Below are 26,234 nucleotides of genomic sequence, written 5' to 3' on the forward strand. Positions count from 1 at the left end.
CGGCCTTGCAGGTATCGGGGTCGAGTAGAGGGAGCGCCAATTGTCTTCGGCCTGTAGGGCCGCAACTCCACAGCCCAGGGTAAGCGGCGCAGCCGCGCAACCCTGGGTACGGATTAACGCGAAAGACAGGCACCCTGAAAGGGTGCAACAAGAGATCACGCCATGTCGCAATCCAAAGCGCAGATCTATTTGCACATCATCTTTTCCACGAAGAATCGAGCAGCCTATCTCAAAGACAAGGCCTTTCGCGAGCGCGTACATGCCTACCTTTCCGGCATTTGTCGGAATCAAGAGTCGCCTTCGATCATCGTGGGCGGTGTCGAGGACCATGTACACGTCCTTTGTAGGATGTCGAAGAACATCGCGCCGAAGGATTTGGTCCGCGAGCTGAAAAGCGATTCATCGTCTTGGATCAAAGCTCAGGTTTCGTACCAGCAAGAGTTTCACTGGCAGGGAGGCTACGCCGCATTCTCGGTCAGCCCGAGTCACGTTGACAAACTGCGAGAATACATCGCAGATCAAGAGAATCATCACGCTCATGAATCGTTTCAGGATGAGTTCCGGAGGATATGTAAGAAGTATGGCGTGGACATCGATGAGCGATATGTGTGGGATTGAAGCTCGCGATTGCACGTTTGTCGCACCCTTTCAGGGTGCTTGGACTCCACAGCATTCAATACCCAGGGTTGCGCGGCTACGCCGCTTACCCTGGGCTGTGGAGTTGGGCCCTTTCAGGGCCGTTGGAAACGGCCCGGCAAACTTCACTTTGCAGGGCTCGCCCGAACTGCGCGATCAAATATCTCCAAGCGGAACTACTTCGCCAGTTCCAAATCAGCGGCTTCCAGCTTCGCGGGAAAGTCTTTGGGCTGGGGGATGCCGGTGGTCCAAAGGACGGCTTGCGAGAGGATCGTTTGATATTCGGGCCGCTGCCAATTCTTGTGGTAGTGCAAGCCGGAGAAGCCGAAGGAACGACCACCGTCCGGGCGAGGCCACGCCCAGGAGACCATTTCGTCCTTGTCATCGATGCGTGCGGTGATGAGTGGAATCAGGTCTTTATTCTCGGGATCGCGTTTGAGCGCGTAGTAGAACTCTTCGTTAACAGTGAAAGGCTTGGTTAGACCGGCCGTCGCCGGATGCTCGGTGGCAACCTTGCAGGTGATCTCGGCGAACTTGTACTTGCGATCCGGTCCGCCGTGGCAAGCGCCGAAGAGTCGCACGAAAGTGTCGACGTCTTCGGCCTTCTTCGTTCCCATGCCCCAGTGAAATACGGCCAAGCCGCCCTTGCGCTCCGCCAAGCGACGAAAGGCATCGCGGCGAGCCGGATCGCTGCTAATCCACTTGGCACCCTCGCTGACAAACAGCACGCAATGATCGGCTTTGTCGAGCACTGCCGGCCCCTCGGACCAATCGCCATCTGCCCGCACCTGAGTAATCTCTAGTTGCGGCACGTCGCGCAGCAACTGGGCGAGCACCTTTTGGCCAGCTTCGTACTCATGCGTGGTTGGCGGGTGACCGTCGGGCTTTTGTGAGAGGAGCAGCAGTCGCTGCTTCTTCTCTTCGGCCTGGACTAGCGAAGCGAACAACACGAGACCAACGAAGCAGGTACGCAGGAACATCGGTGACTCGCAGAGAGAGGGGAGAGACTATTGCACGTCGGCTTGAGTCCACTGGTTGCTGATTTGCCGCCAGAGTTTACCGCTCGGGTTCTTATTCTGCAGCGAAGCGGGCAAGCGTGGCTCGCGTACACCGTCGTAGCATTGCAGCATGGCAAAGCGACGAAGCGAAGCTGGAATGCCGACTGCGGTGAAGCCCGGGTGACCGGTCGCGGGGAACGGCCCGCCGTGATTCATCGCCGGGCTGACGGCCACGCCAGTGGGCATTTTGTCGTCGAGCAGGCGGCCGACTTTTTGCCGCAAGATTGGAGCGAGCGTGGCGTAGGCGTCGTCGTCCTTGCCCGTCGTGTTCGAATAGATGCAGCCAGTGAGATTTCCTTCGAGTTGTTCGAGCACCTTAGCCGCTTCGGCCACATCTTCGACAACGACCAAGAGCGATGCGTTGCCGAAAGCTTCCGTTTGCAGGGCAGCGGCGTTCTTGACGAACTCCTGACCGCTAACTCGCAGCAGCGTATTCGCAAAGCTGTGCCCTTTACCCCCGCCCGCCGTACCGCCGACCAGCAACTTGGCACCCGCTTGCTGCAACGCCGCGATTGCCTTCGTGAGTGAGGTCGCCACGCCGGATGAAAGGAGCGTACCCACAGGGGCCGCTTGAAACTTCTCGGTGACCGTGGTGATGAAAGTCTCCGCCAGCGAGCCATCAAGCAGCACGATCAGGCCGGGGTTGGTACAAAACTGTCCCACCCCCATCAGGCAGCTAGTCGCAAACGTCGCTGCCAGCTCTTCTCCCTTTTCCGCGAGTGCGCCAGGAAGAATGACAACGGGATTCACACTCGAAAGTTCGGCATAGAACGGCTTGCCGGTTGCATCAGCAGCGGCTTTCAGTTTCAGGCCAGCATGACGGCTACCGGTATAGCCAATGGCTCCCACGCGATGGTCGGCAACAAGTTTCTCGCCGTCCGCATGGCTGGTGCGATAGATCAATTGCACGGTGGCCAGTGGCAGGTTCGTTTCCTTGAGTGCGGCCAGCGCTTCCTCGGCAAACAGCTGAGTCGTGCCGGGGTGAGACGTGTTTGCTTTGGCAATGACCGGGTTGCCGGCTGCGATGGCCGCAGCAAAGTCGCCACCGCTGGCGCTGTTAAACGCAAAGGGGAAGTTGTTCGGCCCGAAAACCAGCACCGGACCAATCGGAGCCAGCACCGAGCGGATGTTGTTCGCCGCATCGATGGTTGGCATCGCCCAGCTGCCATCGCGAGCAGCAGCCGCGGCCTGACGCAGTTGCCCGGTCGTGCGCGGAAACTCGTTATCGGCCAGCCGTGGTGAGGCCGGCAAGGCGCTCTCCAAGTTGGCCAATTTTACGAACTCGTCTTTGCGAGCTTCGGTGCGATTCGCAAACGCCTCCAGGAATTCGGCAATACGCTCAGTGGGCAACGCACGCAGTTCTGCCGCAGCCTTTGTTGCTGCAGCCAGAGCGGCATCGCAATCGGCCCACGCGCTGATGGGGAACTCAGCGGGCAGCTTCTCTTGCGTGGCGGGATTCTCGGCGGCGAACGAGCCGCTGGAGTTGGAAGGGCGCCACTCGCCGGCAATCAGAACGGGTTGCAGTGTCATGGATTTGGTTTTCAGGAGAGCGAAAAGAAGCGAGTTTGGTGGGCGAAAGAACTACTTCACAGGAATCGCTTGCACGGCATCGGCGATGACGTGGCCGTCGGTGCCTGCGTTGTTAATGGTGACGACAATCGACTTGCTCGCGGGAAACTTGCCGAGCGAGACAAAGCCCCCTTCGGCTGGCTTGCGTTGATTGACCTTCACTTCTTTTTCGACGTCATCGGCCTTGATCGTCACGGGCACATTAGTGGCCCGATTTGCGAACGCGGTATAGGCGAGGCGAACGTCGTAATCGCCGGGCTTGTCGACGTTGATCACAAACTGCGCGCTCAGCTGGCCTTTTTGAGCGTCGCCATCGTGCAGATATTGCGAGCCAATGTAGCCGCTGGTCGAACTGCTCACGCCCCAGCCGCCTGTTACCTTAGCCGCATCGTCGTCGACCACGATTCCCTTGAGGGTCTTGGGATCGACTCCACCGGCAGCCCCGCGTTTGGCACCCGTCCACACCAGCACCTGCTTATCGGCCAAAAGGCGTTCATTCAGCTTTTTGTAATCGACCTTTTGGACGGTCACTTTGTCATCAATGGCAAGGCATGCGGCCGTTGCGGCCGACTGGCCGAGCACCATGAAGACCGGCTCCATGCGAATGCTGCCGAAGGCAATGTGCGAACTGCTGAGGTTGACTGGTACGAGCAGGTTGCTGCATTCCTTTTCGGCCGCAATGATCGACTTGTACGAGATGGGATACGGCGAAACGCCAACTTGCACGTCACCTTCATTCTTCACCTGGCCCTTGGCGTCGACGTAACGCTGCACATTGTGCGAGTCCATGTTGTACGCACCGAGACCAACGGGATCGTCGCAAACGCGGCGGCCTTGGCAGTCGTTCTGGGTCATCACGTAATCGCTGATTAGGCGGCGAGCTTCGCGAACATACATCTGATGGGGCCAGCCAGCGTGCTCAGGGAATTCGTCCTTACAGAGTCCCCAGCGGCTGACTTCGTTGCGGATTTTTTCCGGGACACGGGGATTGCTTACCAGCGTCCACATCAGACCGCGCTGATACTGCAGGTGTTCCTTAAAAATCTCGTCCCGCTTCGCGTAATCCGCTTCGGGATAGTCGTAGTTCATGTTGATGTTGTCGCTTGCAAAGCCGTGGTTGTTGTTCACGTCGGTTTTGCGATTAGGCATCAGCACCGGAGCCCACGGCGCGCGAGTCTCGCCCGCTTCGAAGTTGCGAAGCAGCAGTTCGTATCGGGCTGGGTCGTAGCCCTCGGGCTTGCTGAAGGGGATCTTATTGTTTTCCCGATCGGTCAGGCACATGCGAAAGTTGTAAGCCTGCACACGCTTGTCGCCCGAGCCTTCTTCGCCCGGTGAATCACCATGCACGCCGGGCAGGAGTCCGCTCGACTTGTCTCCCTTCTTCACGTAGGGGTCGACGCCGTCCACAAGTTGATGATGCCGAGCATTTTTGACTTGCACGCCGTTGAGCGTTTCGCCATAGACCGAATTCGCTTCGCGGCCCACGTGGTACGAGCAACCAGCGAGGGCGAACAGGTCTCCCTCGTAAGTGGCGTCGAGAAACATTTTTCCCGCGTAGACTTCGCCGCTCTCCATCCGAATCGAAGTGATCGCCTTGCCGTCCTTTTGCAAGCCATCTTTCCGATTCAGTCGCTGGCCGTAGACCACTTCCACTTTCTCATCGGCACACATCTTGCGCAAGATCTTCTCGGCCACGCGGGGCTCGAAGGTCCACATGGCGTCTTCTTGCAGACCTTCGCTGCCACGACCACTCTTGTAGTTTTCTGGCTTCTCCTGCGTCCAATTAGCCGGATCGCTGTAGTGCTTGCGAACGTGCTGATAGAACTCGCGGCTGATGCCCCCGATGGCAGCCTTGTTGCCGATATCAGTCGCACCCAAGCCACCGCTGGTCAAACCGCCCAAGTGCTGACTGGGCTCAATGATGAGGGCCGTCTTGCCCATACGGCGAGCCTGCACGGCCGCGGCCACACCGCCAGCCGTGCCGCCATAAACGACAATATCATACGAACCGGTTGCGGGTGCAGCCGAGGCGAGGGCGAGCCAGGAAATGAGCAAAACACCGGCGATCAGCCAGCGGGAAGCGGCAGTTACATGATTCATGAGTATCACCCAAAGTTCGGAAGAGGTCGGCACAAACCGGGCAACTGGGAAGGGGCCTGAAGCCGGCTGGCGAACCGGGGATTATAGTCCGCGAGCCCCAGGCGTGGTATTTGGGGCGATGAGCCACGGAACAATCGGCACTTCCCTTGACGTTGGGGCGGGATAACTTAGACTAGGGCATCTGCTTGCGGTCGTGGCGGAATTGGCAGACGCACCAGCTTGAGGGGCTGGCGCCAGCAATGGCGTGGAGGTTCAAACCCTCTCGACCGCACTTGAAGTAGCCCGTGGTTCTGCCACGGGCTCTTTTTTTGGCCCTGCGGAACCTGAATCGGCCGAATCTGCTTGGTCCAACGCTACGGCCGGGGCAATTCTTGTCAGGATTGCAATGAGTGCCTCGGCAGCAACTCGGTTGGTCCGCCGCAGCAGCACCGCCGCTTGTCCCCGTTGGCTCAGTTCCTGCCTCAGGGCCGGGTTCGTGAGCATTTCGTGCAGCCGGTGGGCCAGATGATGGGCATCTTCCGGCCGATGCAGCAGACCGCCACCCAATTCGGCCAACATCTCGGGAAACGCGCCGTGCTCGGGTTGAACCACTGGGACGCCAGCGGCCAAAGCTTCCAGCACGAACAGTCCTTTGGGCTCTTGGTAGGTCGTGGGAACCGAGAGGACATCGATTGAACGAAGAAGTTGCAACTTGCCGGCCCGGTCGACTTCGCCCAGGTATTCGTACTCGCCGCGTAGGCCCACTTTGTCGAACTGCTGAAACAGAGAGTGGGCGTAATCGTGATTTTGCGCCCCCATCCAGCCAGCGATCTTCAGCTGAGCGTTTTGCGTTCCTGGCATCTTGCGCAGACGCAGCCAGGCTTCGGCCAGGATGTGCAACCCTTTCTCCGGAGCCAAGCGTGCGAGGTAACCGACGGTGGGTGGTCGCTCGGGCGAGGGTTCCGCAGCAGCGTCTGGTACCAGATCCTCTCCTTGGATGCCTAGCGGCAGCAGATGAATCTTGGTGCGATCGATTCCCAGAAACAGGCTCATCGCATCGGCGTAGTAACTGCTGTGCGTCAGAAACCCATCGACATGATTGCTGAGGCGGCGAATCTCGGCCAGCGCCAGCTTCAGATCTGCCGGGCGCAGTTCGCGCAGGAAGATATCGTCGCCTTGGAGCAGCACGAAGACTTTCACATTCATCCGGCGTTTCAACTCTGGTACGCAGCCAGCGGTCAGCACGTTGCTGAATATGACGACTTCGGGCTGTGCCTCTCCGGCCAGCCAATCGACCAGGCGATGGACTTCCTTGCTCTGGAAGCCCTGTTCGCCGCGTAACATCGAAACGGCTAAGCCCCCGAGCTTTTGATAGTCGAGTTTGCCGCCGAAGCGAGTCGCCAGGTCGATGATCCAAGGTTTGTCAATCCAGCGATCGAGCCAACCGGGCAACCAACGGAACAGCGAGGCCTGCTGCTGCAAATAAACATTGATGCCGCCAAAAAAGACCTGATCGATACTGACGTCTCGATCGTCGGTCCGAATCGGCGTATAGAGTGGCACCAGTTGGACGTCGTGCCCTAGCGCCAACAACTCGCGAGCCAGAGCGTTGTCGTTCAAGCAGCTGCCGCAAAACATGCCGGCCGCACCGGCAGTCAGATAGGCGATCTTGCGCGGCGTCATGCTTCGCACTCCGCGGGCGAGGCTGCCTTGTCTGGCTTCGCGACAAAGGCCTTCGCCACCAAGAGACAGCGCAGTTGCTTCCACGCAAACAGGACGAAGAGTGGCACCATCGCCGTCACCACCACAATGCCCACGGGTCGCGTTGGTCCCATTTCAAACACAATGGCCCCGTTGAAGGCAATGAAGAACAGAAATAGATAGACCGGCGCTATGATCCACCCGGGGCGCTGCACCGCCGACCACAGGCAGATAACGTCTACAACCCACAGCACCAGAAACAAATAGCTGAAGTAGATGCCATCGCCAAACGCGACGCCCATCATGCGTTTGGTTTCCTCGGCTGTGTGTCGCCAGGCGTCGGCGTGACTCCAGTGGTGAGTGAACTGAAAGGCGCACACGACGTGGGCGATGAATGATACGCAGCCTGCAGTCCAAATCCAGCGTAGCCAGTAATCCGCGATGGCATTCGAAGTGAACTTTCTCGCTGGTTTCGCTGTCTGCTGAGTGCTCGCTAAGCTGCCAGCGCCAAGCATGCGACCTGCCAAATAGGCAGCGAGGCAAGCAAGCGCCAGGCGAATGGTCCAGCGTGTAAGAAGCGAACCGAGCATGAAAAAACCGCGTGCCGGGCAGCAGGAGGAAGGAAAATCGAAGGCGGGTGATCACCGGCATTCTAGCCTGTCGCCGATGTCGCGCCGAACAGTTTCGTTACAAGAAACGGGGCTGTTTTTAACCCAGTGGCGCTTAACCGCAATTGGGGGTTTTGTCCATAGCCGTGCGAACCGGCGGCGATACCATACCGTAGTTGCTGATGGAAGCAGCATCGGTCCGGAGGATTCGGCACCTGAAATGCACGGAGGTGGATGTCAGGAACAACCTTTATAGGTCCAGGCAATCGAAGGCGAGCGTTGACAGCCAAGCGCACCAACGAAGATCCCTGCACCAGGGAGATGGGAACATGAAACGCAGCGAATTTGTGAAGTTGATGCAGCAGCGTCTGACCAAGCGACGACAAGAACTCCGCCGCTACTTGGCGGGCGAAGTGAACGAACTACGCGACAGCGTGGAGTCGGGCGTGGGCGACGAAATCGACAACAGCGTCGATAGCGAACATGCCGCGATTCGCTCGCAACTCGCCGACTTCGAGAGCCGTGAGCTTAAACAGATCGATTCCGCGTTGGAACGCGTCGAAGCGGGTACTTACGGCAAGTGCGATACCTGCGACAGTTCCATCGGTGTCGAACGCCTCCGGGCAGTCCCTTACGTGGCCGATTGCATCGAGTGCGCTCGCAAAGCCGAACGCGCCTCGAACCGCAGCCGTGGCAGTGCCTGGGACCGGTACGATATGCCGGTCTCTGAAGACGCTCGCCCGAAGGTCAACTACATGAGTGAAATGTAGTCGTTCCCTCGCCAACATCGACAGCTCCAAGGTGCCGGCGGTGAGTCCTCTCATCGCCGGCTTTTTCGTGCGCCTCTTCAATGTTGTACTCTCGCTCCGTCGAGAGGATTCCTGAGAGCGACGCGACCACACCATTCAAGCCGCTCGCTTTTGCTTCTTGCTCGGCGCTGTCTCTTCCGCTGGCTGCTTCAGCGCGTACTGCATTTCCCACAGGCGGGCCTCTTTGAGAAACGTCACCAGAAACGCCTGAATGAAGCAGATCTGTAAGCCCAGCCAGCCATCGCGGATGCCGCCGCGCAACAGATACAACTGCACGAACCGCAGAAAGGGCGCGAAGAGGGTGCGCGCGAAACTCGCCCGCCGCCCCCTTTCCCAGCGATCGAGGGCTCCCAGCTTGGTGTAGTGAAGTTGCTTGGCGAGAAACTGGTCGTACGACCAATAGGTGTAGTGCTGCAGCCGGTTCTTCAGTTTGCGAGCTCGCTCGGGCTTCACGTCGATTTCTTCGTGCACGCGGCAATCGCGGTAGCGGCACTTATCCCGGCGAATCAGGCGGAAAACCTTGTCCCGCTGCCAGCCGCAATAGTTCACGGCATGCCCCATGACGAAGTTCTGGCGATAGATCCAAAACCCATCGACATCGTCCGGCACGCTCGCCAGCTGCTCGCGAATCTCTGCAGCCAACTCGGGCGTCAACCGCTCGTCGGCATCAATGATCAGCACCCACTCGTGCTTCGCTTGCGGAATGGCCCAATTCTTGAAGCTGGAGTACGAAATGAACTCCCGCTCAATGACGCGGCAATTGCCTAGCTGCTCGACGATTTGCAACGTCTGGTCCGACGAGCCACTGTCCGCGACGAGCACTTCGTCGGCCACGAGCTGGGCACCTGCGATGCAGGCGGCGATGTTTCGCTCTTCGTTTTTGCAAGGCAATAGCGCTGTCAATCGAATTGTCATCCGGCCATCCTTGGTTTCCGTCACGCTTGTTACCACGCCAAAATATCCCCGTACGCGGCGTTTCCGCCAACGCCAATTCGCTGCCGAATTACCGTGCTAGCAGTCCGCTGTGACAACTCGCCCAATGCGCGTTTACAATGCACCGCGCCGCCACTTCGCTACTTTCCAACCCAAGCATCCTTTCGAAAGCCACTTCGATGACACCTACCGAAAAAGCACAAGCCCTGGGCATTACCTTTACCGAACAGCCCGCCGGCTATTTGAACCTGTGCATCAAGACCGGCAGCCTGCTGATGACGTCTGGCCACGTCAGCGACACCAAGGGCATTCTGGGGACCGGCCTAACTGTCGACGAAGGCTACAAAGCGGCCCGCGAGTGTGCGGTGAAGATCCTCCGCTCGGTGCATCAGGCACACGGCACCCTCAACGGCCTGCGTTGCCTCAAGGTTCTGGGCTGCGTCTATTCCGCCCCCAGCTTCACCGACCAGCACTTGGTCATTAACGGAGCCTCGGACCTCTTCCACGAGATTTTCGGCAAGACCACCGACGGCTTTCACGCCCGCTCCGCCCTCGGCTTTGCCGCACTTCCCACCGGTGCGGCCGTCGAAGTCGAAGCGATCTTCGAGATCAAGTCGTAAGTTGCGTTTGTGTCTGGCACGCGGTTTTTCTCGAACGAAAGGCGAACCGCAGACGTACCGATAGGCGTCCATGATTGAATGACCTGTCGCAGACAACGGAGTGAGAAGCCGCCATGACCGCTAGCACGACAGACCGTAAAGCGTGCTGGTGGGAGAAGGCTTCTCTTTGCGTTCAGCGAGTTGAAAAACGCGAAGTTGCTGACCCGGCGGTTGTCAATCCGCGCCAGCAAAGTGGGCGGGAAGTCGCACGGAACTTGCTGCGAACTTCACGCGTCAGAAATCTGTCCTTTTCATTAAGATCGCTACTAGCCCTGGCATTGTGTCTAGTTAGAATTAGGCAAGCCACGTTCAAGCCGCGATTGATATCCCTTCCCACCAATACTTGTGGATTCATCGTGCCGGCTGCGTGGCTGAGGATGGGAACAGAAGGCACTCGGAGGCAAGTCAAGTTTGTCGATGCTCGCTGGTCGCTCGCGGTCAGCAATAATCGCCAGACAAACACTTGCTTATTTCCATCACTCCACCAGTTAGAGACACAACCAACCCACCCCAGCTTCTGCGGCGCATTGAAGCCACCAGTTGCGGCGGAGACCGTTGCCGAGGATTTGTTCCTCGTCCAGCGACCTTCCCCCGCGAATGGCGTAGATGTTGAAATTTTCGACCGGCTAGGGCGGCGATTGGCAGTGTTGAAACGGGAACCGGTGTTGAAACGACATCATTGCCTCGTGCCTGATAAACTGGTGGGCCTGCGTAATACGTACGGCTGGCGGTTAAGTCGACGTACGCGCAATTTCCTACCATTTCAGTCAGTGAGGCAGCCTAAGTACAAATCGGTGTTAGAGTTGTTTGCTGTGGTGGGAAGAAATGCATGCGTCGCTCTCTGCGGGGAGGACATGTCATTCGTGATCGCTGATTCATTTCGGCTTGATCGCTCTAGCCCGCAACCACAACTCGATCATCGATTGGCGCTGAAGGCTCGTTTGTCCCGTTCGAAAGATTTGTCCCCGAAGATTGTCCACTCGAAGCAAACCTGTCACGCCAAGTTCGTTTCATGTCCCTCCCGGTACCGTACTTGTTTTGGCCCGACTTGTTCTGGCCCGTTGGTTCGCCGATCAGCAATCCCCTGTTGGTTGGTGCCCGTCCACAAGCCATGCCAGTTAGTTGCGTTGGCCCCAGGGTTTTCCCGCAGGGCAGCTGTCCAGCACGCAAGTAACATTTGAAATTCTGGATCGAATCGCAGTAGGAGCACTCCCCTTGTTCGACTCTATGCTCGATGAATTTGATGACGATGCCGTCCGCACGCCCGAGGAAGACGAAGGCTTTGCCGTCCAGGCAGTGGCCGAGTTGGAACTCGATGACGACACTGCGGATCTCGACGTTGTCGATGGCGCTGCCGATGAAAACGCGCCCGTCAAGCTCGACGACGAAGAACTGATGAGCCTGGGCGAGGACTCCGAATCGTGGTCGGACGACCCGGTTCGCATGTACCTGACCCAAATGGGCGAAATTCCGCTCCTTACCCGAGCCCAGGAAATTTACCTCGCCAAGAAGATCGAAGTCACCCGCCGCCGCTTCCGCACCAAGCTGCTGGAATGCGACTATGTGATTCAGCAAGCCTACAAGGTGCTCAAGCGAGTTCACGAAGGTGAACTCCCCTTCGACCGCACCGTGCAGGTCTCGGTGACCGATCGCCTGGAAAAAGACCAGATCCTCGGCCGCTTGCCGCACAACCTCCGCTCGCTCGAGATCCTCCTCAAGCGCAATCGCAAAGACTTCTTGCTTTCCATGAGCAAGTCGGCTGCCAAGACCAAGCGTCGCATTGCCTGGGTTCGCCTCTCGCGTCGTCGCCGCAAGTGCGTTCGCCTGGTCGAAGAGTTGGGTCTCCGTACCCAACGCATCGAACAGATGATTCGCACCCTGGAAGACTTCAACGCTCGCGTCATCGAACTCCGTGGCAAGATCAACGCCCATGTCGCCGCCAAGCTCCCCGCCGAAGGTCGCAAGGCCTGGCAGAGCGAACTGCGGAACATCCTGGTTGCCGCTCAAGAAACGCCGGCCAGCCTCGCCGCTCGCGTCAAGCTGCTGAAGTCGGTCTACACCGAATATCAGCAAGCCAAGCGAGAACTGTCGGAAGGCAACTTGCGTCTCGTGGTCAGCATCGCCAAGAAGTACCGCAACCGTGGTCTCTCGTTCCTGGATCTGATCCAGGAAGGAAACGCCGGTTTGATGCGTGCGGTCGACAAGTTCGAGTATCGCCGCGGTTTCAAGTTCTGTACGTACGCCACCTGGTGGATTCGTCAGGCCATTACCCGCGCCGTTGCCGATCAAAGCCGTACCATCCGCATTCCGGTTCACATGGTCGAAACCATGAGCCGCGTGCGCAACGTCTCGCGTCAGCTGCTGCAAGAACTGGGTCGCGAACCCACGATCGAAGAAACGGCTCGCCGCGCCAAGACGACCGTCGATGAAGCTCGTCGCGTGCTCGCCATGAGCCGCTATCCGATCAGCCTCGACCGTCCCGTGGGCAACAGCGAAGACAGCCACTTCGGCGACTTGCTCCCCGATGGCACTGCCGAAAGCCCTGCCACCGGCGCCTCGCAAGAGATGCTCCGCAACCGGATCAATCGCGTGCTGAAGACCCTCAGCTATCGCGAACGCGAGATCATCAAGCTCCGTTACGGCCTCGGCGACGGCTACAGTTACACGCTGGAAGAAGTCGGCCATATTTTCAAGGTCACCCGCGAACGTATCCGCCAGATCGAAGCCAAAGCCGTCCGCAAACTGCAGCAACCCAGCCGCAGCCAAGAACTGGTCGGCTTCCTCGACTAATCGCATAGTCCGCTCCTTCTTAACTCCCTCGCCTCGGTACGCCGAGGAGAGGGTTGGGGTAGGGTGCTGCTCCGCGAGATTGCCTTCCATTTAAAACCACGGTACCCGGCTGCTAACCTCAGCCGGGTTTTTTCGTGTACTGAAGCATTTGGCATCTGATTGAATTGTTCGCAATAATTAGTCGCACTATGGAAACCGCATACGTCGAAACCACAATCATCGGAAACTTGGCGGGAAGGATCCATCGCGATCCAGCCATTGCGGCACGCCAAGACATCACTCGTCGCTGGTGGCCAATTGCGTCGGCGCAGTATCGACTACTGATTTCACAGTTAGTTCTTGACGAGTGTGGTGGCGGTGATCCCATCGCCGCGCGGGAGCGGTTGGACGAAGTTGAATTCTTGCCATTGCTTGATATCACGGAAGAGGTTCACGATCTTGCCGAAAAGCTCACGTTACAAGGCGCGGTTCCAATTTCCGAACCACGAGACGCCATTCATATCGCGATTGCGGCCGTCCACGGGATACAATATCTGGTGACCTGGAACTTCAAGCACATTGCGAATGCGGCGCTGCGGAATCGCATTGAAAGCGTCTGCCGCGACGCTGGATTTGAACCGCCGATCATTTGCACTCCTGAGGAACTTGTGGGGCTACCATGAAACCGACTCCATCTCCCACCGAAGAGATCCGCTCCATTCGTCACCAGCTGTCCGAGGCATTTGGTAACGACCTGCAACGCATCATCGACGACCTTCAGCGGCAACAGAGGGAGTCTGGCAAAGAGTACGTTCGGTTGCCCAAGCGCACTCCGACCGTGAATCGAGGTATCAAGACTGCGAATTAGGCCAAAGCTCAAAACCCGGCTGCTAAACCCAGTCGGGTTTTTTCGTGCGCCAGCAATGGGGCGGGCTCTTCCCTTGCGCCCTGGCTTCCACCTTGCCCTGAACAGTCCCTGGCCACCCAAACTTTGATAACTTTTTCGCGCGTTTTTTCGCATTTCAGAATCCACCGTAACCTCTTTTGCAACTGCCACTTCGGTCGCGTGATAACCAGTTATTTCTCGTTTTCTCGATAACCGTTTGATAACCACTTAATACTGCCATTTTGGCACTCGAACACCCCGCGACACTCGCTGTCTCGCTCTTCGCTAGGGAGACTTCTGCGCCCTAGATAGATCCGACATCGTGTCGACTCGCTATTTACTTATTGAAAATGTTAACAAAAACTATTGCCGTTACGCATGTCCATCCTGCGTGCACACCGCCACCTCAACAACGAGCCTGATCGCTCTCGCCACCTGCAGAACCATTCGTAGCCGCACTTGACATTTGCACAAAGTATTGATATTTTGTCAATAACTTAAAGTACAGTTGGTGTAAATATTCCGAGCGGCTGAATGGCATGCCATGCGTGCCGCGCTGCCGTTCGCGCTGGCATCTGTCTTTAGACGTCGAGTGGCATGGGTGTACTCACCCATGTCTTCCTCTGGTCTTATGCGGTAAGGTTCCTCACCAGACCGGTAGGAACGCAAATCGCTTTCGACGCAGGTGATTGCTCAGCGTTACCCCAGAATGGCCTAAGTTCCAGCAGGCCCTGCCAAATGCGTCCCCAAGGAACATCGCTAATAAGTCAGCAGTATTTATCTATATAGTATTGACAACCAATCACTGCTGGGCGCTAATCTAGACATGGTCTGTCTGGTGGATCGTGTTACGCCTGCCGAGCCAGTTCGGCAGTTCGAGGGAGGCCCCGTTTGATACTCAAAAACGGCTGACGTTTCGTGTGAGATGGCGCTGCAAGGTAAGGCTGGCGGGGTTTTGATTCCATTCAATTCCGGCGAGTCCCAGCTTGGCCGTTTCTTGAACGGATGCTCGCTACAGGGCAGTCATCGCGTCGTCATCACCTTCGTGTGAGAGAAAATGGTTATTCGATGGCACTGCTGAACGGTTATCAGGCGGGCGGAATTGAACTGCAGACAAGGGGAAACAATATGCCGCTATTTATCAGTCGCACCTCGCCAGAAGCTACCAACCCCCTGTTCAGGTACTGTTCAGCATGTTCGCGAAAAGTGGTTATCAGACGGTTATCACGAAATTGCCAAAATGACTCGACTTATGGTCGCAAGCTGCAGGCAGGAAAGGGCTTACCGCAAACGACAACTTTCGAAAAAATGCGAATTTGGTTATCAAAATGGGACGTTGAATAGCGAGTGCGAGACCTGTTCAGCAGGGCAGTCTGTGGAGGGAATGGTCAGAGTCGTTTCCCTTAACCGGCATGCTGAAGTCGTCCAAACGATTATCGGAAATGGTTATCAAGGGAGTTGAGCGATGACGTAGACGGGCCGTCGAATTCATTTGTGGCCGCTGATGCGAGACTTCTATAATGACACCACAGACAAACCACGCAGGCAGGCTGACTCTTACTCTCCGGGAGGTGGGCCATGTTTCGAGCGAACCGTCGTGACTTTTTAGCCGATGTGGGCCGCGGCATGCTCGCAGCCAGCTTGGGGGCTTCGCTGGCCAGCGAATTACAACTGGCACCTGCTTGGGCTGCGGAAGAGCCGAAGTCGGGCGTTACCTTTGGTGACATGGAACCGCTGGTCGACCTGCTGCAAGAGACGCCAGCCGATAAGCTGCTGCCGCAATTGGTCGCCAAGATCAAAGGGGGCCTCGACCTGAAAACGCTGACCGCTGCGGCAGCGTTCGCAAACGCCCGGGCCTTCGGCGGCAACGACTACACGGGCTATCACACATTCATGGCCCTGGCACCGGCTTATCAGATGTCGCTCGAACTTCCCAAGGAGAAGCGGGCATTGCCGGTGCTGAAGGTAATCTATCGGAACGCCAGCCGCATTCAAGAAACGGGACATGCGGCCAGCGATACTTTGCAAGTCGTAACAGCAGCCAAGCCGAGCGCACCTCAGGCAGCAACACAAGACTTGCGCGACGCCATTCATCGCGTCAGCTATCCCGACGCCGAGTCGGTGTTCGCCGCGATCGCGCAGGGAACACCGGGCGAGGCCTTTCAACATCTGCAGTGGGCCGTGATGGAAGAGGTTGACGTGCATCGCGTGGTGCTGGCCTGGCGCTCGTGGGCCATGCTGAATCTCACCGGGCAGGAGCACGCCCACACACTGCTGCGGCAATCGGTCCGCTATTGCGTGCAGTCGGAAGAGTATTTGAAGACCCGCAATCGGCCGCGCTCCGATATTCGTACGCTGCTGCCGAAGTTGCTGGACGAGCACCAACTGCTCGATCAACCGCTGGGCACAAAGCCGCTCGATGATGCAGCGGTCGAGCAGTTGAGCCAGGTGATCTTTGCCGGCACACGCGCCCAGGCAGCCGAAGCGGCGGCGAGCGCGCTGGGCGAAGGAATCAGTCCGGCTGTCGTCGGCGAGGCGATCTCGCTGGCTGCGAATCAGTTGGTGCTGCACGATCCGGGTCGCACGGCTCAGAACGCCAGCAAGGGGAAACCGCCGGGCGGAGTACACGGCGACTCGGTCGGGGTACATGCTTCGGACTCGGCCAATGCCTGGCGAAACATTGCAGCGGCAAGCGGTCCGCGCAATGCCGCTGCGGCGCTCATCGTCGGTGCCTTCCATACTGCGGGCCAGATGGGCTCCAAGACGCCTTATCCCTACGCGGAGCAACTTGACTCAATTCGCGAGAAGTCTGCGGAGGCTCTGTTGGCCGCAACCGACGAGGCGATTCGCGGCAAGGACCAGGCCCGCGCTTGTGCCCTGGTGCAAACGTATGGCGACCAAAAGCACGCCGTGACTCCCCTCAGCGAGTTACTGCTGCGTTACGCAACCAGCGAAGACGGGGCCCTGCACGCGGAAAAATATTACCGCACGGTCAGTGAAGAGTTTGCCACCACGCGGCCCGCTTATCGCTGGCGGCAAATGATTGCCCTGGCGCGAGTTACCGCCAGTGAGTACGGTTTTCCGGCACCCGGTTATCAACAGGCCTGTGAGCTGCTGGGTGTGACCTGAGCAAATCCAGGCCGCACCCCCGAAACGCTGGTCCCGGTTGGCTCGTCATCACCTGAGTGGAAATTTAGGGGATGGTCAGCCACAATAGGGACATCTCATCTCTGCGAAGAAGGTACACCATGAACAAGTCGTTGGCGGTCGCTCTGGCCGGTTGGGTTCTCTGCGGTTCTGGAGGCATCCTCTCTGCCCAGGAAGAAGAAGCCCCGCGCGTGGAAGGGGCAGCGATTCTGGAACGGATCAAGGCGGCTATTCCCGGCGTGATTCCCGAAAAGGCCGAAGAGAAAAAAGAGAAGGCCAAGGAAGAGCCCACGGTCGATGTGCCGCGCGCGGCCGTCGTGAACTACGGCCCTCGCTACTTGAAGCTGCATTTGTTCGATGGCAGCGTGCTAACGGGTGACCTGTCGATTGCCGAGATCACCGTCGAAACGCAGTTCGGCAAACTGGTGGTGCCTGTCGACAAGATTCGCAGTTTCTCGCCGGGGCTCGATAGCTTTCCGGAACTGTCGGCCAAGATTGTCGACCAGATCAAAAAGCTCGGCAGCGACGATTACAAGACACGCGAGCAGGCACACAAAGATCTGTCCGCTATGGGCATGAAGGTGCAGAAGGAGTTGGAGAAGTTCGCTGCCGATGAGAACGTCGAACTAAAGCGGCACGTCGGCGAGATTTTGAAGGAACTGGAAGAAGCCAACGAAGAGCAAAGTGACGATGAAGATGCCGTGGCCGAGCAACCCTGGATTCGGCAAGACACCGTGGTGACCACCGACTTCACCGTCGTGGGAAAAGTGACTCCCGCCGAGTTCAAAGTCGCGAGCAAGTACGGCGAGCTGAATGTGAAGCTGGCCGATGTTCGTCGGGCCGAACGAGAAGCTGGCACCAAGGAATCGTTTCGTAAGAGCGTGACGGTGCAAGGCGAGAACCTGGCTCAGCGGTCGTTCAAGAGCACCGGTGTTCGGGTGCAGGCCGGCGACCGCATCACGATCAAGGCCGAAGGGAGCATCACGATGACTCCCTGGGGCAGCAACGCCAGCAGCGGACCGGACGGCGCGCCCAATTATGGCTGGTACGTGCCGAATCAGATCGCGGGCGGAGCGCTCGTGGGCCGCATCGGCGAAAAGGGAACGATGTTCAAGGTCGGCAAGCAGTACACCGTGGTCGCGAAGTCGTCCGGCGTGTTGCAACTGGCCATTGGCATGCAAGGAGATTACTCGGGCGACGGCTACCAGTTTCCCGGCGAGTATCGCGTGAAGCTGAAGATCGATCCGAAGTAACGCATGTCGACCGACCCAACCAGCGACGCCACCAAGGCAGCCGATAGCGACCGGGGCTTTTCGATTCTGTACGACGAAGGGCCCTGCTTAATTGTCAACAAGCCAGCAGGCCTGCTGACGCAAGCGCCGCTGGGTATCGATAGCCTCGAGCTGCGCGTGAAGCGGTTCATCAAGCAGCGCGAAGGGAAGACCGGCGAGATTTATCTCGGCGTGCCGCATCGCCTCGATCGGCCTGTCTCGGGGGCAATCGTCTTCGCGCGGCATGTGCGAGCGGCTCGGAAGATCTCGGAACAGTTCGAAGGACGAACCGTTCAAAAGACCTACTGGGCACTCGTCGGCGGTAAGCCCGCGGAAGAGCAAGGAACCTGGACGGACTGTTTGAAGAAGATCGAGGGCGAGCTCCGCTCGGTGGTCGTCGAAAAAGATGACCCCGCAGGCAAGCTGGCGATTCTGCACTATCGGACCATTCAATCGCTGCCTCACGGCACGCTGCTGGAGATTGAACTCGAAACGGGCCGGACGCATCAGATTCGCGTGCAGACCTCGTCGCGCGGCTTGCCGCTACTCGGTGATACGCTCTACGGCAGTCCCGCGACCTTCGGACCGTGGAGCAACGATGAGCGGGAACGACTCATTTCGCTGCATGCCCGCAGCATCCGCCTGAAACATCCCATGACGCGCGAGCCGATTGCCATCGAGGCTCCGCTGCCGCCGCTGTGGAACGAATACGGCGTGTCGTAGTGTAGTCGCCACGCTCGATCGTGGTGCATGATCCTCTCGGCGGAGCGAGAGGACTACACTTTCCTCTCGGCGGAGCGAGAGGACTGCGTTAAAAGGCTTTGCTGAATCCACCAGCCTGGTCGATGGTCAAATCAATCTGCTGTTGAATTTGCAACGTCGCGGCAATCTGTTGCTGCAGCCGGAGGAAGGCCGCTGAGTCGCGGGTTTCGTTTTCAATTTCGAGCCACTTGCGACAGACGCGGTAAGTGCCGACTTGAAAGTCCTCGATGCGGGCGAGTAGGCCGTCTTCGCTGTCTTCTATTTTCGGCAGGTCAATGGTCGTTGATGGCTCAACATGCGGGTCGGTGAGATGCAGATCGATGAGCTGCTGTCCCGACTTTGCCAGGGCTGAGAACAACGCCCCGTCGCGTGGCAGCAGCACGCGGGGAAACTCCATCGCGTGACCGTTGGCATAGCGGGTGCGATAGGTAGGAGAATGAAAGAGGGCATAGATGGCAGCGAGAAATTCTGCCGGATTGTGACTTGCCAAACAATCACCGCTGAGATTCAATCGACGTGTCTGGCCATGAGGTGGATCGAGCCAGAGCGGAAAGAATGATTCACTGCCACGATTGTCGCTGCGGATGACACCATCGATGGGCAAGCAGTCGGTGATCCAAAAGAAGTTGGCCTCTTTGCCGGCAACGGACTGGCGGCGAGCGAGCAAGGTCAGGTTGTGGCCAGCGACGAGCGGTCGCGTGAGTTCTTCGCGCGGCCAATCGATCATGGCGGGATGCCAAAAGATGTAACGCCAGACAAAGGGGCGGTACAAGCAACGGACGACGAACTGGTTCGGATCACCAGCGTCTCTGACCAGCCTGCGAGCTGCGGTCAGTTTCCAGCTGCGAGTATCGCCGGGTGAGTAGCGGGTGGAGCGAGTGCGATGGAAGTACTCGGCGCGGATGAGTTCGTCCGGTGTGTTCGAATCAACAAACAGTTCGATCCGCCGCAGCAACTCTTCCCGCGTACGAGCAATCACAAAGTGATCGCGGGCAGTAACCGGCACGGTGGAATGAACGGGCATGACTTGGGTAAGTAACGGAGCACGCAGATATTCGGCGGGGACTTGCTCCCGCTGAGGAACGAAGGTGAACCAGGGTAACGCAGGCTGACAGATGTGCGGCGATAAATCACCGGCGGCCAGTTGAGCGAGTTTATCGGCGCGTGATCCCCAAAGTTCGGCGTAGGTTACTTGCGGCAGAGCTATTGGCAGCGGTTTCACGGCAGTGACGATCGAGATTCCTTGACTGAGGCCAAATACGTTTTCATCACGAATACCAGCGGGAGGAGATTCTTGTTTTTTGAAGTTGCCGTGCAGATCGACGATCTCGATATTTGGCAGGGCGCGCAGCAGTTGTTGCCGGGCAATGCGAAAGGTGGCGTTGTCGAGCCAGCCGTGATTGGTCACGAGTGACATGACCCCAGAACCAGATTGCTCGAGACACCACTGCGAGAGGCGGAGAAACTTGACGTAGTCATCGTGCAGCCAGGTCTTCCGTTCGCCCAGTTGCTGATCGTCGATGGAGAAGTAGCCGGCGGTTGTTTCATCGCCGCGAATGAGTCGCTGGATCCAGGGATGTTCGTTGCGCGAGAGCGAAGAGAATGGTGGGTTGCCAATGACGACGGCGATCTTGCGATTCAGGGGCGGAGTGAGTTCAGGTCCAGCGAGTGCATTGCCGCACCAGAGTGTCGGCTGAGGAAACTCACGAGTGAGCGTGATCCCTGATTCGCTCAGTAATAACGCCAGTCGTAAACGGCAGACAAAGAGCGCGACGGGCGAGACATCGATGCCAATCAAACGCGCGACAAGCCGCTGGGCGGTTTCCTCGCTCCCGTTGGGTTTGCTGCTCGCAGCTTGAATGATCGCGGCGAAGAAGGCCCCGCTGCCGCAGGCCGGTTCGAGGATGTCACCCGCAAGGTCGTTGTCGGTGAGTCCGTGAGGTAGAGCAAACTGCTCACTCAGCTGACGATCGACCCGGGCAACAACAAAGCTCGCGATTTCCGGTGGCGTGTAAAAAGTGCCGCTCGACTTGCGATCTCGCTGGGCCAATTCGCTCAGCAGCAGTTCGTACAAATGCCAGAGGCCCGCGTCGTTGCCCGGTTCGTCGCTAGGCAATAAACGAGTCGCGCAATCGACGAGGCCAGCATTTGACAAAAGATCACGCAGCTTCGAGAGTACGGTCTGAGGCCAAGCATCGGTCCCTGCTTCGAGCCACTCCCACGAGTTTTCGCAACTGGAGCGACGGTGAACCACAATCGGCAAGGTACATGCGAGAGCTTGCAGCACGTCCTCTTCGGCGGAGACACACGTGCGCACTTCGTGATAGAGCAAGGCTACGGCGCGGGCCAGACGGCGCTCGCGCGTGGCTGCCGAGGGTATCTTCGGCGACGCCAACTCACGAGCCCAGCAGCAGGACCGGCGAACTACCGACATGCTGGGTGGCTACCGCGCCGAACAAAGTATGAGGTGCAATTTCGTAGATCATCAGCGGCACGATTTCGCCCGTCAGGCGCGAGTTGCCATCGAACACCACAATTCGATCGCAGGGCGTGCGACCGACGAGTTGAATCACGTCGCCGTGTTCTTCCCCGCGGTGCTTAGCATGCTCACTCGGCCCTTCAACCAGCACTTCCACGCGTTGACCAAGCAAACGCTGGTTTTCTTCTTCGCTGATCTTGTTCTGCAGTTCGAGCAGTTCGTTGTTACGCCACTGCTTCACATCGTGCGGAACATCGTCGGCCATCAGGCCCGCCGCCTTCGTTCCCGGACGTTCGCTGTACTTGAAGATGAAGCTGTTCTTGAAGCGGCACTCACCAACCAGGTTGTAGGTCAACTGGAAGTCTTCGTCGGTCTCGCCGCAGAAGCCGACGATGAAATCGCTGGTGACGGCAGCATCGGGCAGGGTCGCTTTGATGCGGCCGAACATCTCGCGATACTCTTCGATCGTGTAACCGCGCTTCATCTTCTTCAGCATCGTGTTGCTGCCGCTTTGAGCGGGCACGTGCAGGTAGGGCGAGCACTTGGGCAGGTCACGCACGGCCTGCAGCAAGTCGTCGGTCATGTCCTTGGGATAGTTCGTAACGAACTTCAGCCGCTTGAGCCCTTCGATCTCGTGCAGTTGCACCAGCAGATCGCTGAGCCGCGTCGTCTGGCCGCTGGCATCTCGATACTTGTAGCTGTTGACCGTTTGTCCCAGCAGGATGATCTCTTTGCAGCCTTGATCGGCCAGCAGGCGAGCTTCTTCGATAATCTGTTGCGGCGGGCGACCTTGCTCGGGGCCGCGCGTGTTCGGCACGACGCAGTAGGTGCAGAATTTGTCGCAGCCAATCTGAATGCGCAGGTAGGCCTGAAACGGCGTCGGCCGCATCGAGGGATCGCGGAGCGGATCGAAGGATTCGTGGCTGCGGCGAATCTCATCGACAGAGCCGGCGGTGCGACCGAGGCCCACGGCGAGTTGCTTGCCCTTGCCGCTGGCGATCTCTTCCAGCAAGTCGGGGATCTTGGCGAGTTGCCCGGGACCAACGACCAGGTCGACAAACGGGGCGCGATCGAAGACGAGCTTCTGATCTTTCTGGGCCATGCAGCCCATGACGCCGATGATCTTGTCGGGGTTCTTCAGCTTGAACGAACGGAGACGGCCAAGTGCGCTGTAAGTCTTGTTTTCGGCCTGCTCGCGGACGCTGCAGGTGTTGAACAGCAGGACGTCGGCCGATTCGAGATCGCGACTGAGTTCGAAGCCGCGGCGACGCAAGCTGGCGACGACCATCTCGCTGTCCAGCACGTTCATCTGGCAGCCTACGGTCTCGATGTAAAGTCGCTTGGTCATACAGTCACGTCAGACGAACACAGGTCACGAACAAGTTACGCTGCCTTCTTGGCTGCCTTGGCCTTCCGTTGCTTTTCGAGTTGCCTAGCCAGCTTTTGTCGCTGCTGCTCCGCGGCGGCCTGCTCGGTCAGTTGTTGCAGCACCACATCGCGATGTTGTCGCATCAGCTTGGCAAGTGCGGAAACGGCAATGTACGCACCGATGGCCAGCAGCACCCAGTCCCAAGTTTGCATGTTCGGCATGGCAGCCAATCCTCGGGAACGCTCTAGTTTACTTGATCGGGCTGAGATTCCACAGGGCCGTCGGCAGGCTGTTCCACTCGCCGCGGTAGCATTCGGCGGCGTGGAACCATGGTCGTCACGGGGCCGAACATCAGCGGCGAAAACTCGGCGGGAGGATCAATACGAGTGGCTTCCAATTGGGGATGCTTGGCCTCCGACGCTTCCGCTAGCTGATCGGCCCGCTGCAGCAACTCGCGGCGGAGCATTTCCAGCGTCAGCGTTTCGTCGGGCACTGGGTTGCTGTAGATGGGTGGGAGAGGTTGCGCCGGCATCTCAAACCGATAGTACGAGATTTGAGGTTCGGGGAAGGTCTCTTCCGCGGCGTGTGCTTCGGCAGCATCAGCCTCGGTCGCCTGTATTTCAGCTGGCAATGCAGCCGGTTCGTAGGCCGGTTCGAACTCCGGTTCTAAATACTCGTCTTCCGCGACCGGTTCGTACTCGTCTTCCTCAACGACCGTCTCGACGATGGGTGAAGCCACTTGTACGGAACGAACCACTGGCGCTGGCATCACCACCATTTGCAACTCATCGACGGGTTGCGAGTCGGCGGTGGTGTCTTCTTCGTCGAGTTCGTCTTCCTCGGTGCGGTGGCGAGTGAGAATCGTGAGCAGCGAAGGGAGGAAGAGAACCGTAGTGGCCAGACAGAGACCGACACCGAGCGTGAGCAATTGGCCCATGCTGCGTAGGCCTTGATGGCGCGAGAGGATCAGCGTGCCGAAGCCTGCCATGGTCGTGACGGAGGTGAGGATCACCGCAATCACGGTGGAGTCTTCCAGCTTGAAGCGGCCGCGCTGGCGGCGCATCTCATGCACGAGGTGCGCTCCTTCGTCGAGACCAATGCCAATGATCAGCGGCAGGCCAATCATGTTGGCTGGATTGAAGGGGATGTTGAGCCAGCCGATCACGCCACACATTTGCACAAAGCCCAGGCCCAGCGGAGTCATCGCGAGGAAGGCATGCCACAGATTACGGAAATCGAGCAGCAGCAGCACGAATACGGCGATGAGCGCGTAACAGCCCGAGTAGATGTAACTTTGCTGCATGTGCTGCGAAGCGTAGAACGTCTGCACCGGATGCCCCGTCACTCGCGGGTCAACCGATTCGACCTGCTCGACGAATTTGCTCAGCCGATCGAGGTCCCAAATGTTGCCACGAGCATAAACTTTGATGAGATACTTATGCGATTTGCCGATGTAGCGATCGGTCAGTTCGGTTGGCAGATCGCTGATGACCGGGGGCGATGGATCGCTCAGTTCGCGCAATTCTCGCAGGGGCGCAAGGACATTGCTGGCGAGCGAGACCGACGTCATCGAAAGCCGAGCGGCCAATTGATCGTCGGGCTGCAGGTTGATTTGCTGAGCCACCATGGCCAGTTGCTGAAGCAGGGGTGTCTCGTAGGGCGAATCCCGCTCAAGCAAGAACTTGGCTCGGGCAACTTCCCGCTTCAAGCGTCCCGCATGAATAGAGACCGGCATCGGCCGCTGAGGAAGATCAAGGAGCGAGTCGTGGATCTCGGCGATTTGTTGCTGCTTGCGCGGCGTCGACTTGGGGAGCAGCGAACCGATCTCTTCGGTCTTCGCAACCTGCGAGAGCTTTTCGAACTGTGCCTTGCGCTGGGCAAGCTCTTCTTTGGAGTCGCACATCGAAACGGCAAACCAGACACTGTCGTCGAGTTGACTGAACAACTCGCGTTCGATCTCCGAACTTTCCAAATGAGCAGGCTGCAGGTTGAGCAGGTTGTGATCGTAGCGAACCCAAGCGACGCCCGTGGTCAGCCCCAATGTCAGAACGAGCGTGCTGGCGATCGTGAGTGCTGGATGCCGAGTGAGGGGCCGAATCCAACTGGCTGCTGGCAGAATCTCGGGCATCGCCAGATGCTCACGGCTGTGATCGACCAGATAGATCAGCGAGGGGAGCACGAAGGCCGTGGCAATCACGCACAGCAGAATGCCCGCTCCGCCGATGATGCCCAGTTCCGAGATTCCCGTGAACTCCGTCAGTCCTGCTGCGAAAAACGCAGCGGCCGTGGAGATGGCACCGGTAAAGACACCCGGGCCCACATCGCGGGCCGTGATGATGAGCGCTTCGGCAGTTCCGTGACCAAGGCGGCGCAGCTTCAGATAGCTGGCCACGTAGTGAATGCTGAAGTCGATTCCCTGACCGATGACCACCACGCCGAAGGCCGAGCTGAGAATATTCAAGTGGCCGATCGCGAGCGTGACAAAGCCGAAGGACCAGGCCATGCCCAACTGCAAGACAACGCAAGCGATCAATGCGTGTCGCAAGCCGCCATATCCGGCGATGAACAGAATCGAGACAAAGACCATGCTCAGGATGCCGGTCCAAAGCATGTCGGCCTGGCTCGATTGCATTTCGTCGAACTCGATGATCGGCATCCCTGTCAGGCCGATCCAGGCATCGGGATGACGGGCCCGCGTATCGACGATCATCTGGCGCAAGGTCTTGATGGCCTGAGTGCCGCGGGCCAGTTCGTTCTCATCGATCTTCATCTTGCACAGCACGAAACCCATGTGCCCCTGCTCGCTGAGCAAGTACTTGCTGCCGAATTTCTCGTTCAGCTGCGACCAATCGGCGGCCGGCATCTGCTGGCGCAGTTGCTCGGGATTGAGAGCGAGAGCGAGGGAAGCCGTCACCTTGCCGTAACGCTCTTGCAGTTGCTGATGTGCTTCGGGGCTGGCCGCGCGAACCTTCTCGAGCGTGTCGTTGAGTTGGGCGAGTGCCACGCTGGGGTCAGCTGTTTTGGGATCGCGCGGCAACAAATGCCGCGCTTGCTCGGTATGCTGCTGCAACTGATGGAGTTCGCTGTCCGGTAGATAGTGCAGCGCCTTGCCACGCAGGGCGGAAAGATTCTGCCTGTCCATCACCGACTGAAAGAGTTTCTTCTGCGTGCGCAATTGCTCGGCGATGTCGTCGAGGACTTTTCGCAGCAACGCCGGATCAGCACTTTGCACCACGACCACGGCATCGTCGCGATCGCCGAATTCATCGAGATAGGCGAGCCAGCGCTGGTTGTAGGCACTTTTGGCGTTGAGTAAATCGAGCCGGCTGGTCTTAAACTCCAGGCCATTAAACGTGACGAGGAGTGCGATCAGCGTTAAGCCAACGGCGGCCCCCACAACCCAAAGCGGGGCCTTGAGTGACCAGGTGGTCAGCAACTCGAGTGGGCGAGAGAGGAGCGAGCTCTCTCCGGGCGGATTCCGTTCCGCGTTCATGCAGCT

Annotated in this window: 19 protein-coding genes and 1 tRNA gene; 10 read left to right on the forward strand and 10 right to left on the reverse strand. The window is 58.3% G+C overall.

The annotated features are described in order from the left end of the window. The first annotated feature begins 162 nt into the window (after positions 1-162). Positions 163-618, forward strand: a complete 456-nt coding sequence (tnpA, locus tag NA78x_RS07235; protein WP_425617760.1) for an IS200/IS605 family transposase — start codon at positions 163-165, stop codon at positions 616-618. Positions 619-812: 194 nt separating this feature from the next. Here the strand turns inward: tnpA and NA78x_RS07240 are convergent, their stop codons facing one another. The 3 genes from NA78x_RS07240 to NA78x_RS07250 are packed head-to-tail and all read right to left on the reverse strand — an operon-like array spanning position 813 to position 5,363. Continuing rightward, positions 813-1,616 carry a ThuA domain-containing protein gene (locus NA78x_RS07240; RefSeq protein ID WP_425617761.1) on the reverse strand — a complete coding sequence of 268 codons (804 nt, stop codon included), beginning with the start codon at positions 1,614-1,616 and terminating at the stop codon, positions 813-815. Between the two features lie 27 nt (positions 1,617-1,643). After that, a complete protein-coding gene (locus NA78x_RS07245; protein WP_425617762.1) occupies positions 1,644-3,224 on the reverse strand; it encodes an aldehyde dehydrogenase (NADP(+)) in 1,581 nt (526 codons plus the stop codon). 51 nt (positions 3,225-3,275) lie between these two features. Beyond that, positions 3,276-5,363: an FAD-dependent oxidoreductase gene (locus NA78x_RS07250; protein WP_425617763.1), complete on the reverse strand. Its 2,088-nt coding sequence runs from the start codon at positions 5,361-5,363 to the stop codon at positions 3,276-3,278. Positions 5,364-5,550: 187 nt separating this feature from the next. Here NA78x_RS07250 and NA78x_RS07255 point away from each other — a divergent pair. Continuing rightward, positions 5,551-5,634 (forward strand) — tRNA-Leu (locus NA78x_RS07255). Here the strand turns inward: NA78x_RS07255 and NA78x_RS07260 are convergent. Both NA78x_RS07260 and NA78x_RS07265 read right to left on the reverse strand, forming a co-directional pair. Beyond that, positions 5,616-7,025, reverse strand: coding sequence for a glycosyltransferase family 4 protein (locus NA78x_RS07260; protein ID WP_425617764.1), 1,410 nt, complete (start codon positions 7,023-7,025; stop codon positions 5,616-5,618). The two genes, NA78x_RS07255 and NA78x_RS07260, sit on opposite strands and share 19 nt — an antisense overlap. After that, positions 7,022-7,633, reverse strand: coding sequence for a hypothetical protein (locus NA78x_RS07265; protein WP_425617765.1), 612 nt, complete (start codon positions 7,631-7,633; stop codon positions 7,022-7,024). Before NA78x_RS07265 ends, NA78x_RS07260 begins: the two co-directional genes overlap by 4 nt. 347 nt (positions 7,634-7,980) lie before the next feature. Here NA78x_RS07265 and NA78x_RS07270 point away from each other — a divergent pair, with 347 nt between their 5' ends. Continuing rightward, a complete protein-coding gene (locus NA78x_RS07270) occupies positions 7,981-8,421 on the forward strand; it encodes a TraR/DksA family transcriptional regulator (protein WP_425617766.1) in 441 nt (146 codons plus the stop codon). Between the two features lie 135 nt (positions 8,422-8,556). Here NA78x_RS07270 and NA78x_RS07275 read toward each other — a convergent pair whose 3' ends face one another. Beyond that, positions 8,557-9,375, reverse strand: a complete 819-nt coding sequence (locus NA78x_RS07275) for a glycosyltransferase family 2 protein (protein WP_425617767.1) — start codon at positions 9,373-9,375, stop codon at positions 8,557-8,559. 197 nt (positions 9,376-9,572) lie between these two features. Between NA78x_RS07275 and NA78x_RS07280 the strand changes: the two genes are divergently transcribed. The 7 genes from NA78x_RS07280 (at position 9,573) to NA78x_RS07310 (ending at position 18,848) form a co-directional block, all read left to right on the forward strand. After that, positions 9,573-10,013, forward strand: a complete 441-nt coding sequence (locus tag NA78x_RS07280) for a RidA family protein (RefSeq protein WP_425617768.1) — start codon at positions 9,573-9,575, stop codon at positions 10,011-10,013. Between the two features lie 1,266 nt (positions 10,014-11,279). Then, positions 11,280-12,842, forward strand: coding sequence for a sigma-70 family RNA polymerase sigma factor (locus NA78x_RS07285; RefSeq protein ID WP_425619439.1), 1,563 nt, complete (start codon positions 11,280-11,282; stop codon positions 12,840-12,842). Positions 12,843-13,030: 188 nt separating this feature from the next. Beyond that, complete coding sequence (locus NA78x_RS07290) at positions 13,031-13,504, forward strand: type II toxin-antitoxin system VapC family toxin (RefSeq protein ID WP_425617769.1); 474 nt, start codon at positions 13,031-13,033, stop codon at positions 13,502-13,504. Further along, complete coding sequence (locus tag NA78x_RS07295; protein ID WP_425617770.1) at positions 13,501-13,689, forward strand: hypothetical protein; 189 nt, start codon at positions 13,501-13,503, stop codon at positions 13,687-13,689. The genes NA78x_RS07290 and NA78x_RS07295 overlap by 4 nt, the downstream gene beginning before the upstream one ends. Positions 13,690-15,285: 1,596 nt before the next feature. After that, the gene (locus NA78x_RS07300) at positions 15,286-16,836 is read left to right on the forward strand and encodes a hypothetical protein (protein ID WP_425617771.1); all 1,551 of its coding nucleotides are present in this window, start codon (positions 15,286-15,288) and stop codon (positions 16,834-16,836) included. Between the two features lie 119 nt (positions 16,837-16,955). Further along, entirely contained in the window at positions 16,956-18,107 is a 1,152-nt protein-coding gene (locus NA78x_RS07305; protein ID WP_425617772.1) for a LecA/PA-IL family lectin, read from the forward strand. A gap of 3 nt (positions 18,108-18,110) precedes the next feature. Beyond that, positions 18,111-18,848, forward strand: coding sequence for an RluA family pseudouridine synthase (locus tag NA78x_RS07310; RefSeq protein WP_425617773.1), 738 nt, complete (start codon positions 18,111-18,113; stop codon positions 18,846-18,848). 88 nt (positions 18,849-18,936) lie between these two features. Here the strand turns inward: NA78x_RS07310 and NA78x_RS07315 are convergent, their stop codons facing one another. Genes NA78x_RS07315 through NA78x_RS07330 form a run of 4 tightly spaced genes read right to left on the reverse strand, consistent with a single transcriptional unit; the run spans position 18,937 to position 26,228 of the window. Further along, positions 18,937-21,321: a type ISP restriction/modification enzyme gene (locus NA78x_RS07315; protein ID WP_425617774.1), complete on the reverse strand. Its 2,385-nt coding sequence runs from the start codon at positions 21,319-21,321 to the stop codon at positions 18,937-18,939. Then, positions 21,284-22,714, reverse strand: coding sequence for a tRNA (N6-isopentenyl adenosine(37)-C2)-methylthiotransferase MiaB (gene miaB / locus NA78x_RS07320; protein WP_425617775.1), 1,431 nt, complete (start codon positions 22,712-22,714; stop codon positions 21,284-21,286). Before miaB ends, NA78x_RS07315 begins: the two co-directional genes overlap by 38 nt. 35 nt (positions 22,715-22,749) lie before the next feature. Beyond that, on the reverse strand, positions 22,750-22,956 hold the full coding sequence (locus NA78x_RS07325; RefSeq protein ID WP_425617776.1) for a hypothetical protein: 207 nt from the start codon (positions 22,954-22,956) through the stop codon (positions 22,750-22,752). A 23-nt stretch (positions 22,957-22,979) separates the two neighbouring features. Then, positions 22,980-26,228 carry an MMPL family transporter gene (locus NA78x_RS07330; RefSeq protein WP_425617777.1) on the reverse strand — a complete coding sequence of 1,083 codons (3,249 nt, stop codon included), beginning with the start codon at positions 26,226-26,228 and terminating at the stop codon, positions 22,980-22,982. Positions 26,229-26,234: the final 6 nt, after the last annotated feature.

Source organism: Anatilimnocola aquadivae, from assembly GCF_049819085.1.
GTDB lineage: Bacteria > Planctomycetota > Planctomycetia > Pirellulales > Pirellulaceae > Anatilimnocola.

Excerpts from the sequence above, each read along its gene's own strand:
- tnpA (WP_425617760.1), top strand. The coding sequence starts at position 163 with ATGTCGCAATCCAAAGCGCAGATCTATTTGCACATCATCTTTTCCACG.
- NA78x_RS07240 (WP_425617761.1), bottom strand. The coding sequence starts at position 1,616 with ATGTTCCTGCGTACCTGCTTCGTTGGTCTCGTGTTGTTCGCTTCGCTA.
- NA78x_RS07245 (WP_425617762.1), bottom strand. The coding sequence starts at position 3,224 with ATGACACTGCAACCCGTTCTGATTGCCGGCGAGTGGCGCCCTTCCAAC.
- NA78x_RS07250 (WP_425617763.1), bottom strand. The coding sequence starts at position 5,363 with ATGAATCATGTAACTGCCGCTTCCCGCTGGCTGATCGCCGGTGTTTTG.
- NA78x_RS07260 (WP_425617764.1), bottom strand. The coding sequence starts at position 7,025 with ATGACGCCGCGCAAGATCGCCTATCTGACTGCCGGTGCGGCCGGCATG.
- NA78x_RS07265 (WP_425617765.1), bottom strand. The coding sequence starts at position 7,633 with ATGCTCGGTTCGCTTCTTACACGCTGGACCATTCGCCTGGCGCTTGCT.
- NA78x_RS07270 (WP_425617766.1), top strand. The coding sequence starts at position 7,981 with ATGAAACGCAGCGAATTTGTGAAGTTGATGCAGCAGCGTCTGACCAAG.
- NA78x_RS07275 (WP_425617767.1), bottom strand. The coding sequence starts at position 9,375 with ATGACAATTCGATTGACAGCGCTATTGCCTTGCAAAAACGAAGAGCGA.
- NA78x_RS07280 (WP_425617768.1), top strand. The coding sequence starts at position 9,573 with ATGACACCTACCGAAAAAGCACAAGCCCTGGGCATTACCTTTACCGAA.
- NA78x_RS07285 (WP_425619439.1), top strand. The coding sequence starts at position 11,280 with ATGCTCGATGAATTTGATGACGATGCCGTCCGCACGCCCGAGGAAGAC.
- NA78x_RS07290 (WP_425617769.1), top strand. The coding sequence starts at position 13,031 with ATGGAAACCGCATACGTCGAAACCACAATCATCGGAAACTTGGCGGGA.
- NA78x_RS07295 (WP_425617770.1), top strand. The coding sequence starts at position 13,501 with ATGAAACCGACTCCATCTCCCACCGAAGAGATCCGCTCCATTCGTCAC.
- NA78x_RS07300 (WP_425617771.1), top strand. The coding sequence starts at position 15,286 with ATGTTTCGAGCGAACCGTCGTGACTTTTTAGCCGATGTGGGCCGCGGC.
- NA78x_RS07305 (WP_425617772.1), top strand. The coding sequence starts at position 16,956 with ATGAACAAGTCGTTGGCGGTCGCTCTGGCCGGTTGGGTTCTCTGCGGT.
- NA78x_RS07310 (WP_425617773.1), top strand. The coding sequence starts at position 18,111 with ATGTCGACCGACCCAACCAGCGACGCCACCAAGGCAGCCGATAGCGAC.
- NA78x_RS07315 (WP_425617774.1), bottom strand. The coding sequence starts at position 21,321 with ATGTCGGTAGTTCGCCGGTCCTGCTGCTGGGCTCGTGAGTTGGCGTCG.
- miaB (WP_425617775.1), bottom strand. The coding sequence starts at position 22,714 with ATGACCAAGCGACTTTACATCGAGACCGTAGGCTGCCAGATGAACGTG.
- NA78x_RS07325 (WP_425617776.1), bottom strand. The coding sequence starts at position 22,956 with ATGCCGAACATGCAAACTTGGGACTGGGTGCTGCTGGCCATCGGTGCG.
- NA78x_RS07330 (WP_425617777.1), bottom strand. The coding sequence starts at position 26,228 with ATGAACGCGGAACGGAATCCGCCCGGAGAGAGCTCGCTCCTCTCTCGC.